The organism is Pedobacter jamesrossensis (assembly GCF_042650905.1).
In the GTDB taxonomy this organism is placed as follows: domain Bacteria; phylum Bacteroidota; class Bacteroidia; order Sphingobacteriales; family Sphingobacteriaceae; genus Pedobacter; species Pedobacter jamesrossensis.
Genome location: NZ_JBHSBY010000018.1, coordinates 1 through 15,849, shown reverse-complemented (window position 1 = coordinate 15,849; position 15,849 = coordinate 1). Strand labels below are relative to the sequence as shown.

The window sequence follows — 15,849 nt, the reverse complement described above, 5'->3', positions numbered from 1 at the left end:
AAAATCGAACAATTTGTAAACCATTTCTTAATCCTAAAACCAAATTTAGTTAATACTGGAACAACAACTTTGCACCATCAAATCAGAAAACTAATCATGGTTAAAAATTTACTATTCGCAGTGTTAATGCTGTGTTTGTGTGTTTCCAGTTCGCTAAGAGCACAAACCACACAAGCATCAATTTCCGGTATTATTACCGACGAAAAAAAACAGTCCATCCCTGGTGTATCGGTTCAGGTTAGAAACAACTCTACTGGTTTTACCACCAGAACATCGACAAATGCACAAGGTGAGTATACTTTTAAAGAACTTCCATTAGGCGGCCCTTACTCTGTAAAAGCGGTATTTGTTGGCTACGGCGAACAAACCAGAAGTGGCTATATGTTAAACCTTGGTGATGTGGTAAAAGTTTCCATCACCATGCAAGAAGCATCTCAAAACCTTGAAGCCGTTCAAGTTGTTGCTTTTGGCTTAAAAAACAAGGTTCAGAATTTTGGCGCATCTACTGAGATTTCGGCAAAAACAATGAATCAATTACCTGTAAACGGTCGTAACTTTTCTAACTTAATGGATTTATCTCCTTTGAGTCGTGGTGGAGGTATTGCTGGTCAGTTAGGTTCTTCTACAAATTATACTATTGATGGTATGAATGCTAAAAACCCTACATCAGCAGGAAGTACAACCAGCAGAAGTGGTGCACCCTATTCAATTTCAATTGAAGCTGTTCGTGAGTTTAAAGTAGTTACCAACCAATATGATGTAACTTTAGGCAGAGCCGGTGGTGGTACTGTTACAGCTGTAACTAAATCGGGCACAAATGACATTACCGGTAGCGCTTTCGTTTACGGTCGTGCAGATTGGTTAGCAAGCCCTTACGATATCAGAGGTATAAAACGTGATAATGATTTCTCAACTTATCAATACGGTTTTACCTTAGGTGGCCCAATTATTAAAGATAAATTGCATTATTTTGTAGGATTAGACCATCAAAAAGATGCTCGTCCTTTAATTATTGCTGATGTTAATGGCCCTGCGGATGAAGCTAGGTTTAGAATTACCAACAGTACTTTAGAACAATTTCTTGGTATTGCCCGAACAAAATATGGTGTTGCAAATACGCCTCAATATGGCACTTTCGATAAAAAGCGAGGTTCTGATGCGGCATTTGCCCGTTTAGACTGGCAAATTAACGATAGGAATTTATTAACCATTCGTGATAACTACACAAACGATAGAAATCCGCTTGGCTTAGCCGATAATACAGCGATAACTTTTTTCGAAAGTTATGGTACTGATAAAAACGTTGACAACAGTTTGTTAGCAACCTTACGTTCAACAATTAACAGCAAGGTTACTAATGAATTGAAGGTACAACACTTATATACTTTCCAGGCAAGTACGCAGAATAGCGAATTAAATGGTGCAATTCCAAGAGCGCAAGTTTATAATGTACCATCTACGCTTTCTACTGGCGCTTCAGTTGGAACTGATATTCAGATAGGTGGACACAGATTTGGCCAGGAAGGCTTTACAAACAATGTTTTTCAATTAGTAGATAACTTCTACTACAACACAGATAAAATCAAATATACTTTCGGTGTTGATTTACAATATACAAACGCAAAATCACTTTATGGCAGTGAGGTAAATGGTCGCTTTGAATTTCGTAATACAGGAGCAACAATAACCTCTTTACAAAACTTCGATAACCTAATTCCAAACAGATACTACCGTGAAGTACCTTTAGTTGCAGACCCAACAGTAAAGGCGGGTATCTGGAATACTGCTCTTTATGGACAAATGCAAACAAAACTGGCCAAAGGATTAGAGTTTGTTGGAGGTTTACGTATTGATTATAGTTCTTATCCAAAATCTCCACTGAACCAACAATTATTTGATGCGATTGGTGTAAGAACTGATAATGAGTTAAAACAATTCTTAGTTCAGCCAAGAATTCAATTCAATTGGGATGTTAACGAAAACAGAACGGACTTCGTTCGTTTTGGTGCAGGTATTTTCGGTTCGGATATCAATAACTACATGACGATAAACAACCTTACATTCGATGGAAAGCATTTTGCTACAGTTGATGTATTTAACGAGCAAGTTCCAACTCCAAATTTTATCGGATATAGAAATGGTACCGTTGCTGCGCCTACAGTAGTTGCCCAACAAGTCCCTACTATAAATACTTATGCATCTGACGCTAAAGTTCCCGTAGTTTACAAAGCAAACTTATCATACAGTAAATTAATTACCGATAAATTCAAAGTAGGTATAACAGGTTATGCAACCTTAGGTCGCAACAACTATATGTATGTAGACAGAAACATGGTGGCTAATCCATTTTTCACTTTAGCAAACGAGGCAAACAGAGGTGTTTTTGTATCAACTGTTAATGCAAGTAATGGCGTTGCCGATTGGAAACTTGGTCGCTTAACTAATCAATTTGGTCGCGTGCTAGAAATGAACAGTCAAGGAAAAGTAAACCAATTTGCAGTTGTTTTAGATGCGACCTGGAACTACTTTAAAGACGGAGAAATCTCAGCGAGTTATACATTAAACGACACTAAAGACAACACATCTTACAATGGTAACGTAGCCAATACAGCAACTTTATCACTACCTGTAAAAGATGACCCAAGAGACTTAAGTAAAATGTCTTATTCAGATGGTCACTTCCGCAATAAAATCGTTATCTATGGAACTTTACCAACATTTTATGGCATAACTGTAGGTGTACGGTATTCTGGCATTGGTGGTACACGCTATAGCTTATTAGCTGGCGGTAACATTAACGGCGATTTTGTGGCAACAAATGATTTAGCTTTTGTTTTTGATAGAAACAATCCAAGCGTTCCACAAGCTATTCGCACTGGTTTACAAACATTATTGGATAATCCAGATGCTAGTCAGAGTTTAAAAGATTATATAATTAAATATTCGGGTCAAATCGCAGAACGTAACGGTGGTATTAATAAATTCTTCGGAATTGTTGATTTAAGACTAGCAAAGAAATTCAAAATTTATAAAACACACAACATAGAAGTATCAGGAGACATCTTTAACCTTGGTAACTTATTGAATAAGAAATGGGGTGTTAATGAAACATTGGGTACACAAGCATTATATGCTGTAACAGGTTTCGATAATACAGCAAAAGCATATTCTTACCGTGTCAATAATACGGGTATCGTTAACCCTTCTGGTAACCCTTACCAATTCCAAATTGGTTTGAGATACGGATTTTAGTCATCAGCGGATACTAAGTATCTATCTAAAAAGTCATAAAAAAAGGGAATGGATTTTTATCCATTCCCTTTTTTTATGTTTGCAGTTACAAACAACAAAACTTAATGGGATTATTGCTTAACTACCTTAAAGGGCACAAGTGGATTGTGGCTTTGGCGCTCATACTTGCAGGTATAAATATTGGTTTTTCTTTAATGGATCCTTACTTTACCGGTAGGATTTTAGATTTATACATTAACAAAAGAGCTTCTTTCACAAGCAAAAGCACATACATTTGGGGCGCTTTAGGCTTTATCGGACTGGCTATTGGCGCTGCTATGGTTTCGCGTATCGCTAAAAACTTTCAAGATTACTTTACCAGCGTTATTGTCCAAAAAGTTGGTGCAAAAATGTATGCCGATGGTTTGCAGCATTCTTTAAAACTCCCTTATCAGGTTTTTGAAGACCAACGAAGTGGAGAAACTTTGGGCATTTTACAAAAAGTAAGATTAGACTCTGAAAAGTTTATCACCTCATTTATCAGCGTACTTTTTGTAAGCTTAATCGGGATGATTTTTGTAATTGTTTATTCGGTTTCGATAAGTTATAAAGTAACCTTAGTTTACTTTGCGGCAATTCCGATTATTAGTTTTGTGAGCTGGTTTTTAAGTCGTAAAATTAAAACCATTCAACGTTCCATTGTTGGCGAAACTACGGCACTTGCAGGTTCTACTACAGAATCTTTAAGAAACATAGAATTGGTTAAAAGTTTAGGCTTAGCTGATCAGGAAATTGAGCGGTTAAATAAAACGACATACAAAATTTTAGGCTTAGAACTTAAGAAAGTTAAATATGTTCGAAGCATGAGTTTCGTTCAGGGCACAACCGTAAACTTGGTTAGAAGCTCTATGATTGTAGTACTCTTGCTTTTAATTTTCGATAATACAATTTCGCCAGGGCAATACTTTTCGTTTTTATTTTATTCATTCTTCTTATTTGGCCCGCTGCAGGAATTAGGTAACGTAATTTTAGCATGGCGTGAATCGGAAGTATCATTAGGAAACTTTAAAAGAATTTTAAGTACCCCTATTGATAAAAAACCAGCCAACCCAATTTCGATTGGAAAAATTAAGAATCTTACATTTAAATCGGTAAGCTTTAAACATTTAACAGCAAACAGAAATGCTTTAGAAAATATTTCATTTAGTACACATAACGGCCAAACCATTGCATTTGTTGGTCCATCTGGAGCAGGAAAATCTACTCTTGTAAAACTATTAGTTGGTTTATACCCTGCTAAAGACGGTGAAATTTTATATAACGGAACAACGAGCCACGATATAGATTTAGATGCCTTACGAGAAAAAATTGGTTTTGTTACTCAAGATACTCAATTGTTTTCGGGTACTATAAGAGAAAATTTATTGTTTGTAAATCCAAATGCTACAGACGAAGAATGTTTCAAAGTTTTAAATCAGGCGGCTTGCCAAACCTTACTAGCAAGAGCTGATAAAGGCTTAGATTCGTTAATAGGTGAAGGTGGTGTAAAAGTTTCGGGGGGCGAAAAACAACGTTTATCTATTGCGAGAGCACTTCTACGTCAGCCAGATATCTTGGTTTTTGATGAGGCAACTTCTTCACTAGATTCTATCACAGAAGAAGAAATTACTAAAACCATCAGAAACGTATCTAACTTAACAGATCACATCACGATACTAATTGCGCACCGTTTATCAACTATTAAGCATGCTGATGTAATCTATGTTTTAGAAAAAGGTCAAATTATTGAGCAAGGCAATCACGAAGAATTAATTGCTCAAAACGGTTTATATCAAGCTATGTGGCGCCAACAAATTGGCGAAAGAATTGTTGAAGCATAATAAAACTTCATCGCCATGTTATTAGCACAAGTAGAAAGTAATCAAATCGCAATCATAATAATCATTGCTGCCATACTTTGGCTGGCGTTAATTTTAGCGGCCTTATATCATATTTCAAAAAACTCGTCAATGGTTTTCCCGGTAAAAGTATTATGGTTTATTATCATTCTTTTGGCACCTTTTTTAGGTTCGATTATTTATTTAGTATGGGGTAAAAACAAGAAGTTTTAAACGAAGAATTGGTTATATAAACAACGATTTGGAAAGCAATGGCAACTATTGCTTATGATAGGTTCTGCCTCGCTGTTTCTCCTGACAATGAAAACCGACATTTGTACATGCTTGCGCTCGTTTTTAACGAGCGCATAAATAGCTAAACGATTCAATCGTTTTAAAAAACCATTAAAATTAAGTTTTGAAAAGCAATGCCAGCAGTTCTTAAATTCGGTTCTGTCCCGCTGTTCTTCCTGCCAATGAAAACCAGCATTAGTACATGCCTGCGCTCGTTTCTAACGAGCGCATAAATAGCTAAACGATTCAATCGTTTTAAAAAACCATTAAAATTAAAGCTTTGGGTGGCAAACTCAAACAGCAGCACCAACCTGCGTAAAATAAACCTGACTGTACGGAAATACTTTTTGTAGCAATGTTTTTGAGTATTCTTCTAACGTTAACAAAAAGATTGGAGGATAGGCAGGAAGTACCTTAGTTTTTAGCAGAAATTAGCTTTTCTAATAAAATTATTTAATTTATCCTATCAGGAAGTTTTATTTGTTTGCTCATTTATATCTTGCAAACTTAACTTAGTTAGCGACTTTGTTTTTAACCAGGTTATAAATGCAATACCAATTGTCATACTGCCACCAAATACAACTGCAGGAACCAGGGTTAATAATTTAGCTGACAAACCAGATTCAAACTCTCCTATCTCGTTTGAAGAACCAATAAACATACTATTTACGGCAGACACACGACCACGCATATCATCGGGCGTAAGCAATTGCATAATGGTTTGGCGGATAATTACACTTACACTATCGAAAGAGCCCTCTAAGAACAGAAAAAATAGCGTTAGGTAAAAGTTTTTTGATAAACCATAACAAATAATACTTAAACCAAAACCAGTTACGGCAATAAGGAGGTTTCGCCAGGGTTTGCCCATTGGCGAGAAACGTGTCATAGCCAGCATGGTAATTACCGCACCCGACGATGCTGCACCACGCATCATACCTAAACCGAATGAACCGAGGTGAAATACATCTTTTGCAAACATAGGTAGCAAAGCAACAGCACCTCCGAAAAAAACAGAAAACAGATCTAAGCTCATTGCCCAAACCATCATTTTGGTTTTAAACACAAATTGAATTCCTTCTTTTAAGCTGTGAAATATATTCTCTTTTGGAACATAAGTAGATGGATGCTTTTTGAAGGTGAAAATGCATATCAAAGAAATTGAAACTAACAAAACAATTACACTGTAAGCAGCAGTAATTCCCCAAAGCCAGTTTACCAAACCACCAACCAACGGGCCAATAATAGTTGCCATTTGCCAGCTGCTACTATTCCATGTGCTCGAATTTGGGTACAACTCTTTGGGAACAATTTTAGCCATCAGCGAGAATGTTGCAGGTCCGAAAAAGCCGCGGGCTAAACCTATACAAAACACCAAACCGTACATAATTAGTACAATAACATCTTCTTTGAGGTGAAGATATTTACTGGTTATAATTAACATTAATACAGAGGCTAACCATACGCCTGAGAAAATTTTGATGAGCAAGCCCCTTTTCTCACTCTTATCGGCAATGTAACCGCCATATAAGGCAATGCCTATTGCCGGAATAGCTTCACACAAACCAACTAAACCTAATTTTAACGGATCGTGTGTTAAATCATAAATATGATACCCAATAACTACGGCCTGCATTTGGTAAGCAAGTGTAAAGAAAAAGCGCATACCTAAAAAAGAACGAAACTCTTTATAACGCAAAGCCGCGAAAGGATCTGGTTTAACTAAAACGGAATTTGGGTCTGAATCTGCCACAGAAAATTATTTACAGCAAAACTACGTGTTGAAAAACAAAAATCGAAAACTGAACTAAAACTAGTTAGAAACGTTACCAATAAATGATACTAGGAAATCTTATCAAAAGAAATTCCACGTTCCAATTTTGTAAGGTGCGCCTTAAGCAAAGCGTTTTCAGGTTTTTCTAATTGAGGGTCATTTTCGAAAAGCTCAATCACAGTATTTCGTGCTTCAGAAAGGATAACCTGATCTTTGGCTAAATCTGCAAGTTTCAAATCGAGTACTCCACTCTGTTGTGTTCCCGTAATATCGCCGGGCCCGCGAAGTTGCAAATCTATTTCAGAAATTTCGAAACCATTATTTGTTCTCACCATGGTTTCTAAGCGAACCTTACCTTCTTTGCTTAGCTTGTTTCCACTCATTAAAATACAAAAAGAATGTTCCGAACCTCGCCCAACTCTTCCTCTTAACTGATGCAGTTGAGAAAGCCCGAATCGCTCCGCATTTTCGATAACCATTACCGATGCATTTGGCACGTTTACGCCAACCTCAATAACAGTAGTAGCAACCATAATCTGACTCTTGCCATCAATAAACTGTTGCATTTCGAATTGCTTATCAGCATTTGGCATTTGTCCGTGTACAATGCTGATTTGATAATCTGGCCTGGGAAATTGATAACTTAATTGTTCTACACCAGCTTCAAGATGCAATAAATCTAATTTTTCGCTTTCTTTTATCAATGGATAAACAATGTAAACTTGCCTGCCTTTGGCAATTTCCTGCTTCATAAAACCGAACATTCTTAACCTTTGTCCTTCAAATAAATGTCTGGTTTCAATTGGCTTTCTTCCGGCAGGCAATTCATCAATTATCGAAACATCTAAATCGCCGTATAAAGTCATGGCCAAGGTTCGGGGAATTGGGGTGGCGGTCATGACTAAGATATGTGGCGGAATAATATTCTTGCGCCATAGTTTAGCACGTTGTTCTACGCCAAAACGATGCTGTTCATCAATAACAACTAAGCCTAAATTTTTAAATTGAACTTTATCTTCGATTAAAGCATGGGTTCCAATTAAAATATCGATTTCGCCATTCTCCAATTGCTGATGTAAAATGGTTCTTTCTTTCTTCTTCGTATTTCCGGTAAGAATAGCAACCTTAACCAAATCATCACTAACCAATTCAATTATGGACGCATAGTGTTGCCGAGCCAGGATTTCTGTCGGAGCCATCATACAAGCCTGATAGCCGTTGTCGTTTGCTAAGAGCATACTCATCAAAGCAACAGCGGTTTTGCCGCTTCCTACGTCGCCCTGTACAAGCCTGTTCATTTGCACACCCCGTTGTGTGTCAATCCGAATTTCTTTAACAACACGTTTCTGGGCATTAGTTAACTCAAATGGCAAAAATTCTTTATAAAAGCGGTTAACCTTTTCGCCAACTTTTTCGAAGGTTACGCCTTTAAATTTTAGCTGCCTTAATTGTTTATTATGCAACAGTTGCAACTGGATAAAAAATAACTCTTCAAATTTTAATCTTCGCTCCGCATCGTTTAAATCTTTCTGGTTTTTAGGGAAATGAATATTTAGCAAAGCCATTTTTTTATCTGGCAGCTGATACTTATTGATAATATATGCAGGTAAATTTTCCGGAACTTGCGGAATAACCTGATCTAGTAACCCTGCTATTAATCGCTGCAATCCTTTAGAATCTAGATTGAATTTTTTTAGCTTTTCAGTTGAATTGTAAACGGGTTGTAGAGTTAAATTTCCGCGACCAACAGGTTTATTTTGGTAAAGTTCCATCTCTGGATGAGAAATACTGAAGGTACCGTTAAAAAGCGTAGGTTTCCCAAAAGCAACATAAGCTGTGCCCACAATAATATTATCTTCAACCCATTTCAAACTCTGGAACCAAACCAATTCCATTATTCCTGTTTCATCTTTAAAAACGGCAACGATTCGTTTAGTTCTTTTTTCGCCTATTACCTTTTTACTAATAACCCGCCCAATAATTTGGATATATTGAGAATCGAGATTGATTTGATTGATTTTGAAATATTTTGTTCTGTCTATATACCTGAAAGGGTAATGCGCAAGCATATCCTGAAAGGTAAAAAGACCAAGATCTTTTTTTAAAACATCGGCACGACTTGGGCCAACACCTTTAATAAATTCTACAGGAGTATCTAAAACCGAATTAAACAAAGTAACTAGTCTTTCTTGTAAACAACACTTTTAAGCAACTGCGCATTAAAAATAATTATCGATACCAGTAAAAGTAAATAGGCAAATAACTGGTTTATATCTATTTTCTCTTTAAAATAGAAAAATGCAACTGCAAAAGCAACAATAGGATTTAAATAAATCAAAATTCCTAATGCAGAAGATGGCATGCCAAGTAAAGCATAAGAATTTAAAAAAAGAGGAATTATGGTAAAAACGATGGCAATTAAGAGAATATGACCCCAGAAATAGGTTTCGGTTGGAAAGGTATTTGAATTAATAAAATACATTGGCAACATGATAAACCCTGATAATATAAGTTGTACACCTAAAAAATTAAACTTATCTACATGTTTAATCACTTTCAACACAATCACATACAGCGCATAAAAGGAGGCAATAACAACTGCCCAGGCTACCTCGTATAATGAGCCTGTTGCCAGTAAGATAATACTTATAAATGCAATTACTATCGCAATGATTTTAATTCTTGTTAAACGTTCTTTTAAAATTATAAATCCGCATAATGCAGTTATAATAGGGCAAACCATATAGGCAAATGCTGCCGCCTTAAGACTAACGTTATTTACAGCAAAAATATAGGTAAACCAATTGCCTGTAATTAAAAATGCTGATAAAATTGTAAGCAGAAGCAATTTTGTTTTTTCACCCTTTTTCAGGGATTTAACATGTGCAATATCGCTTTTAAGTGCGGGTCGTCTAAATAATAGAATAGTTGTCCAAACCATTATTATGGAGATAAATATCCTGTAATATAAAATTTCCTGAGGCGGGAAATGTTTTATATTTCTTAAAGGAACAGACATTGTTCCCCATATAATGTACGGAATAATGCCTGCTAAAAAATATTTGCTTTTACCTGATACCAAAATTAGGACACAATGGCAATTACAGAAATTTCTACATTAACATTTTTTGGTAATACAGATACTTGTACAGTTTCACGTGCCGGAAAATCTGAAGTAAAATATTTACCATAAATTTCGTTTACTTGGGCAAAAGTTCCCATGTCAGTTAAAAATATAGTCGATTTAACAACGTTTTCGAAATCAAGACCTGCCTCTAGTAAAACTGCCTTTAAATTACGCATAACCTGATGAGTTTCCTCTTCAATATTAGCCATATTTAATTCGCCATTTTCTGGATTAATGGCAACCTGGCCAGATACAAATAAAAAGTTGCCTGCTTGTACAGCCTGGCTATATGGCCCGATTGGTGCAGGCGCATTTGTGGTTTTAATAATTTTTTTCATATTGATTATTGGTATAGTTTTAAGGTTTACTGAGCCATTCGATAAGCTTATAAATTATGCCTGCTAGAAAAATTAATATTGCCAATGCATTAATAAAATGCATAATTTTTATGTTTATATTATTTGGCCTATTTGGGTCTTTTTTTCTAAAGAAGTACATAACACAAATGTATGAAATAAAAAAAGGGTCTCGACAATATGTCGAAACCCTTTTTTAAAATTTTATATTGAAATACTAGTTTCTAGCAGTTTCAACACGACGGTTTTGGATACGACCTTCTTCAGTATCGTTAGAAGCAATTGGATTAGCTTCACCATTACCTTTAGTAGCAACTTGACTAGCGTTAACACCAGAGTTTACTAAGTAAGTTTTAACAGAGTTAGCTCTGTCTTTAGATAATTTCAAGTTATATGCAGCAGTACCTTCGCTTGAAGCGTAACCGTTTACAGTTACTTTACCACCGTTTTCACGTAACACTGAAGATAATTTATCTAAAGTTGGATAAGACTCAGTTTTTAAAACTGATGAGTTGAAATCAAAACCGATTTTTTCGAAACCTGTTACAGTTGAAGAATCTTTAGCAGCTTCAAATTTAGGAAGTGGACATCCTGAACCATCAACAGCAGTACCTGCAGGAGTTCCTGGGCATTTGTCGAATTGATCAGCAACACCATCACCATCAGTATCTTTTTTCAAATCTTCAACAGATTTTTCAACAGCAGATACACGGTTTTTCAAAGCTTCAACTTCTTGACGTAAAGTTGGATCTTTTAAGTCATCATACATAGTAGCTAATGGGTTAGTCCACTCTAAGCTAGGTTTAGCAGATGAACCTAAAGAGAATTCTAAACCAGCATAACCGTAAGAGAATTTATCTTTAGTAGTACCTTGTGCGTAAACACCATCAAAGTTATCAGCATCGATAAAGTTCATTGTGTAACCTAAGTTGAAGTTAACACGCTCAGAAACTTTAAATTTAACACCAACACCAACTGGAATGTACATTCCTTTTACGTAATCTTTTACATCATGAGGATCGCCAACAGGACCTGTAGCTTTACCTTTCCAATCAACAACAGTTCCGTTAGTATAAGTTACTTTCGGAGCATAAGCCATGTAACCAGCACCTGCAGTAACGAAGAAACCTACAGAGTTCTCACGACGTAAGAAATCAATAGAACCAACGTTAACAACACCACGTAAATCTACAGCATACTGTAATTGAGTTTCGTATTCTTTAGCAGTCGCACTACCAGGAGCGATAGGACCGTTTGTAGAAACGTTTGAACCTGAAACTTTACCACGAACACCCGCTAATTCTAAAGCGAAAGAGTGACCTAATTGTTTACGGATATTTAAACCGTAACCTAAGTTAACATCCCATGAGTTGTAGTCATTAGAACCACCGATAGCAACAACTGGTGCTAATACACCACCGTTAACACCGATTGACCAAGTTCTGTACTGTCCTCTTCCACCAAACACTTTGGTTGAAGAAGTTGTTGCAGGTGCATCTTGAGCGACAGCAAGAGTAGCAACTCCTGTTAATGCCACTAAAGAAAGTGCAACACTTTTCTTTAAAGTAGAATAATTCATAATCTTTTTTCTTTTTTAAGGGTTAAACAATTTAATTGATTAATTTTTTAGTAACTGCAAAATTAAACAAAATATTAAATTTTCAAACTTTTATACAAACTCTGTTCCAAACTTCACTATAATTAATGATTTTCTTACATTTGGCCATTACCTGTATTACCACATAATCATTATGAAATACCAACAAATCAATCAGGATTTATTCGTTTTAAACAGAAAAAATTTTATTAAAGAGCTTAAAAAGAACTCATTAGCAATATTTCAATCGCAAGATGAATTTCCTAGAAGCGGCGATCAAAACTTCGTTTTTAAGCAAAATCCAGATTTATTTTATTTATCGGGAATTGATCAAGAGCAGACAATATTGCTACTTTACCCTGATTGTCCTAATCCTTTGTACAGACAAGTCCTGTTTTTAAGACAGACAAACGACCATATTAAAGTTTGGGAAGGTTATAAATACACAAAAGAACAGGCAAAGGCTGCATCTGGCATAGAAAGTATCTTTTGGCTAGAGGATTTCGATAATATCTTGCATGGTATTGTAAATTATGCTGACAACATTTATCTGAACACAAATGAAAATGACAGGTATGCTCACATTGTACCTTATCGTGATATTCGTTTTATAGAACAAATGCGTTCTAAATATCCTTTGCATCATTACGAACGTGCTGCTCCAATAATGCGTGGTTTAAGGGCAGTTAAATCTGATTTTGAAGTAGAGATAACTAAAAAAGCTTGCGCAATTACCCGTGATGCTTTCGTGAGGGTTCTAAAGTTTATTAAGCCTGGCGTTAAGGAATATGAAATTGAAGCCGAAATTATACACGAGTTTATAAAACAGGGCGGAACCGGGCATGCATATACTCCAATAATAGCATCAGGACACAATGCAAACATTCTGCATTACAACGATAACAATCAAGAATGTAAAGCCGGAGATGTAATACTTTTTGATTTTGGGGCAGAATATGCAAACTACAACGCAGACATGAGTCGTTCGGTACCAGTAAGCGGCAAATTTACCCAGAGGCAAAAAGATGTATATAATGCCGTTCTGCATGTAATGAAAGAAGCAACAAAACTCATTGTAAGCGGTGCGGTATGGAATATTTATCATGAGGAGGTTGGGGAAATCATGACAGAGCAACTCGTTAATCTTGGTTTGCTATCTACAGCAGATGTTAAAAACCAAAATCCGGCATATCCTGCCTATAAAAAATATTTTATGCACGGCACTTCGCACCACTTAGGTATCGATGTTCATGATTTTGCAGGAAGATATACTCCTTTTGCAACAGGAAATATATTAACGGTAGAACCTGGCATTTACATCCCCGAAGAAGGTTTAGGTATTCGTTTAGAGAACAATATTTTAATTACTTCGAACGGGAATCTAGATTTAATGGCCGATATCCCATTAGAAGTAGCAGAAATTGAAGATATTATGAATGGATAGTATAAACTGATGCACTCCATTTGCATTTGATTGATGCACTTCGATTATACAACCAGGCAATACCACACACCTTTTGTTAACCCTAGCTTTAGTATTTCTTTACCTAATGGGTTAACAAAGGGTAAAGAATGGGTTAACTGAGGGTAAGAAAAGGGTTAACAAAAGGTTAACCAATAGTATATCAAGGGTTAACCAAGTATACAGTGTCCTATACTTGTCCTATACTGGAATAAGTTTACAGTAAAAAGTCTTATTACTGATTTGTGTTTACTATAGAATTTGTTTTTACTGTATTGGGTTTACAATGTTATTATTTCTTCCTGATATTTGTTTACATGGGTTTGATTTATTTTATTTTGATTTACTTTTTCCTTATTGTGTGTGTTTTCTGGGGTCATATAGTTGCAACTTGTATGTAGCCTTAGGTTATTATATTTATAGACTGCATTTTCTATTGCGGCACTAGCATGGCTATGTGACTTAAAGGTTTGGTAGAGCTCAAATTCTGTTTTAAGTATTCCATTAACCCGCTCAGCGATGGCATTATCATAAGGGCTACCATTCTGGGTCATACTGATCCTGATTTCCTTTTTTTTGAGTTGTCCAACATAATCATCACAACAATACTGCGTTCCCCTGTCAGAATGGTGTATCAATTTGCTTTCTGGATATATTCTGGACATTACTGCCTTATCGAGTGCTTTTAAGCATCCCGAAGCTTTCAGGTTTGTGGATAGGTAATGGCCAACTATTTTTCTTGAGTAGGCATCTGTAATTAGGGACAGATAGGTAAAACCGGTCATCGTAGTGATGTAGGTAATATCGCTCACCCATATTTCTTCCGCCCGTTCCGCATGCCTGCGCTGCACCAGATCTGGATGTATTCTGTAGCGGTGGAATGAATTGGTTGTCACCGCGTACCGTTTTCTAGACTTTATTAGCATACCATTTTCACGGACAAGTTCAAATACAGCATCTCTGCCCATAGCTATCCCTAAGGTCTGCAAGAACCCATTATTGAGTTCTTTATACAGCTTGATGCAACCTGTTTTTGGCAGATCATTTCTGATCTCCTTTATTCTTTGAAGTACGATATGTTCCTGAAAGGAATGAAGTTCTGATCTTTTAACATAGTTGTACCAGGCCTGTCTGGTATAGCCAAATGCCCAGCATAGATTGTCAATACTGTAATATCGGCGTGTTCCGCGTAGTTCAGCCATCACTTGGTAGCAGCTTTTTTTTTAAGGTCAGTATTATACTCCTGGTTGGCCATCGCAATAACTTTTTCAAGTGCGGCAATCTTCAGCTCTGCTAGCGCTAGTTTTTTCTCAAGTGCTCGTTGATCTGCGGAACTGTTGGTGCACAATTCCTGCTCAGGTGGGTGTTGATCCATAGTGGCGATCTGGTTTTCCTTGTACCAATTTACGAAACGATATACGGATTTTTCGGCAAGTCCATATTTTTTTTCTATTTGCGATTGGCTGAACGCTCCATCCAGATATTCTAAGGCAATCTGGATTCTGAAACTATCAGAATGGATAGATTCACGACCACCCTTACCTTTAAGTGCTTTTTCTCTTATCATAATGTTTTTCTGTTTTGAAAAACTTTTTATGTAAACTTTTTTTAGGAATGGACACAGAATGGACAATGATTATACAGATTGTGTAAACTGCTCTGCAAAACGATAAATATTAAAATTACTTTCTTTTAAAGCTTCGCGAATAGCTTCGCGAAGCTTTTTTTTATCTATGCTTTGCATTTTGTAATGTTGAATAATTTTCCATGCTTTTTCTGCATATAAAAANTTTGACGCTCTGAGAATCGTGTAGATGCTTGTTTTTAAAAATCATGATACTTTTATCCAATTCAAAAAGCTTCAAGTTCAAATTGGGTGACGCATTGCTGAAGTCAGGAAAAAAGGGTTAACAAAAGGTTAACCAATAGTATATCAAGGGTTAACCAAGTATACAGAATGGACAATGATTATACAGATTGTGTAAACTGCTCTGCAAAACGATAAATATTAAAATTACTTTCTTTTAAAGGGGCTGTATCATAAATAAAATGATCAGCCCTTTTATTTTGCTTAAATTTTTTATATTTTTTTATGTTATTTTTTTGGTTTAAAGTGTTGATTTTCATATAT

At 36.0% G+C, this 15,849-nt stretch carries 12 protein-coding genes; 4 read left to right on the top strand and 8 right to left on the bottom strand.

What is annotated here, in order from left to right; translation table 11 throughout:
• Positions 1-96: 96 nt before the first annotated feature.
• From ACFOUY_RS02805 to ACFOUY_RS02795, 3 genes are all read left to right on the top strand, one after another.
• Positions 97-3,252, top strand: coding sequence for a TonB-dependent receptor (locus ACFOUY_RS02805; protein WP_378958929.1), 3,156 nt, complete (start codon positions 97-99; stop codon positions 3,250-3,252).
• Between the two features lie 104 nt (positions 3,253-3,356).
• Positions 3,357-5,111, top strand: coding sequence for an ABC transporter ATP-binding protein (locus ACFOUY_RS02800; protein ID WP_378958928.1), 1,755 nt, complete (start codon positions 3,357-3,359; stop codon positions 5,109-5,111).
• 15 nt (positions 5,112-5,126) lie between these two features.
• Complete coding sequence (locus ACFOUY_RS02795) at positions 5,127-5,342, top strand: PLDc N-terminal domain-containing protein (protein ID WP_378958927.1); 216 nt, start codon at positions 5,127-5,129, stop codon at positions 5,340-5,342.
• 526 nt (positions 5,343-5,868) lie between these two features.
• On the opposite strand, the gene ACFOUY_RS02785 is transcribed toward ACFOUY_RS02795, so the two are convergent.
• From ACFOUY_RS02785 to ACFOUY_RS02760, 6 genes are all read right to left on the bottom strand, one after another.
• Positions 5,869-7,155: an MFS transporter gene (locus tag ACFOUY_RS02785; protein WP_452431341.1), complete on the bottom strand. Its 1,287-nt coding sequence runs from the start codon at positions 7,153-7,155 to the stop codon at positions 5,869-5,871.
• 89 nt (positions 7,156-7,244) lie between these two features.
• The gene (gene recG, locus ACFOUY_RS02780) at positions 7,245-9,350 is read right to left on the bottom strand and encodes an ATP-dependent DNA helicase RecG (protein WP_378958926.1); all 2,106 of its coding nucleotides are present in this window, start codon (positions 9,348-9,350) and stop codon (positions 7,245-7,247) included.
• Positions 9,351-9,355: 5 nt separating this feature from the next.
• Entirely contained in the window at positions 9,356-10,258 is a 903-nt protein-coding gene (locus ACFOUY_RS02775; protein WP_378958925.1) for an EamA family transporter, read from the bottom strand.
• 2 nt (positions 10,259-10,260) lie between these two features.
• Positions 10,261-10,641 (bottom strand): RidA family protein, encoded by a 381-nt coding sequence (locus ACFOUY_RS02770; protein ID WP_378958924.1) that lies wholly within the window; start codon positions 10,639-10,641, stop codon positions 10,261-10,263.
• A gap of 19 nt (positions 10,642-10,660) precedes the next feature.
• Positions 10,661-10,801, bottom strand: a complete 141-nt coding sequence (locus ACFOUY_RS02765; RefSeq protein ID WP_378958923.1) for a DUF6728 family protein — start codon at positions 10,799-10,801, stop codon at positions 10,661-10,663.
• 75 nt (positions 10,802-10,876) lie between these two features.
• Positions 10,877-12,238 carry an OmpA family protein gene (locus tag ACFOUY_RS02760; protein ID WP_378958922.1) on the bottom strand — a complete coding sequence of 454 codons (1,362 nt, stop codon included), beginning with the start codon at positions 12,236-12,238 and terminating at the stop codon, positions 10,877-10,879.
• A 172-nt stretch (positions 12,239-12,410) separates the two neighbouring features.
• On the opposite strand from ACFOUY_RS02760, the gene ACFOUY_RS02755 reads away from it, so the two are divergent.
• A complete protein-coding gene (locus ACFOUY_RS02755) occupies positions 12,411-13,700 on the top strand; it encodes an aminopeptidase P family protein (protein ID WP_378958921.1) in 1,290 nt (429 codons plus the stop codon).
• Positions 13,701-13,999: 299 nt separating this feature from the next.
• Here the strand turns inward: ACFOUY_RS02755 and ACFOUY_RS02750 are convergent, their stop codons facing one another.
• Entirely contained in the window at positions 14,000-14,920 is a 921-nt protein-coding gene (locus tag ACFOUY_RS02750; protein ID WP_378958920.1) for an IS3 family transposase, read from the bottom strand.
• A complete protein-coding gene (locus ACFOUY_RS02745) occupies positions 14,920-15,285 on the bottom strand; it encodes a helix-turn-helix domain-containing protein (RefSeq protein WP_378958919.1) in 366 nt (121 codons plus the stop codon). The genes ACFOUY_RS02750 and ACFOUY_RS02745 overlap by 1 nt, the downstream gene beginning before the upstream one ends.
• Positions 15,286-15,849 lie beyond the last annotated feature (564 nt).

Coding starts and splice junctions, on each gene's coding strand:
- ACFOUY_RS02805 (WP_378958929.1), top strand. CDS start 97: ATGGTTAAAAATTTACTATTCGCAGTGTTAATGCTGTGTTTGTGTGTT.
- ACFOUY_RS02800 (WP_378958928.1), top strand. CDS start 3,357: ATGGGATTATTGCTTAACTACCTTAAAGGGCACAAGTGGATTGTGGCT.
- ACFOUY_RS02795 (WP_378958927.1), top strand. CDS start 5,127: ATGTTATTAGCACAAGTAGAAAGTAATCAAATCGCAATCATAATAATC.
- ACFOUY_RS02770 (WP_378958924.1), bottom strand. CDS start 10,641: ATGAAAAAAATTATTAAAACCACAAATGCGCCTGCACCAATCGGGCCA.
- ACFOUY_RS02765 (WP_378958923.1), bottom strand. CDS start 10,801: ATGTACTTCTTTAGAAAAAAAGACCCAAATAGGCCAAATAATATAAAC.
- ACFOUY_RS02760 (WP_378958922.1), bottom strand. CDS start 12,238: ATGAATTATTCTACTTTAAAGAAAAGTGTTGCACTTTCTTTAGTGGCA.
- ACFOUY_RS02755 (WP_378958921.1), top strand. CDS start 12,411: ATGAAATACCAACAAATCAATCAGGATTTATTCGTTTTAAACAGAAAA.
- ACFOUY_RS02750 (WP_378958920.1), bottom strand. CDS start 14,920: ATGGCTGAACTACGCGGAACACGCCGATATTACAGTATTGACAATCTA.
- ACFOUY_RS02745 (WP_378958919.1), bottom strand. CDS start 15,285: ATGATAAGAGAAAAAGCACTTAAAGGTAAGGGTGGTCGTGAATCTATC.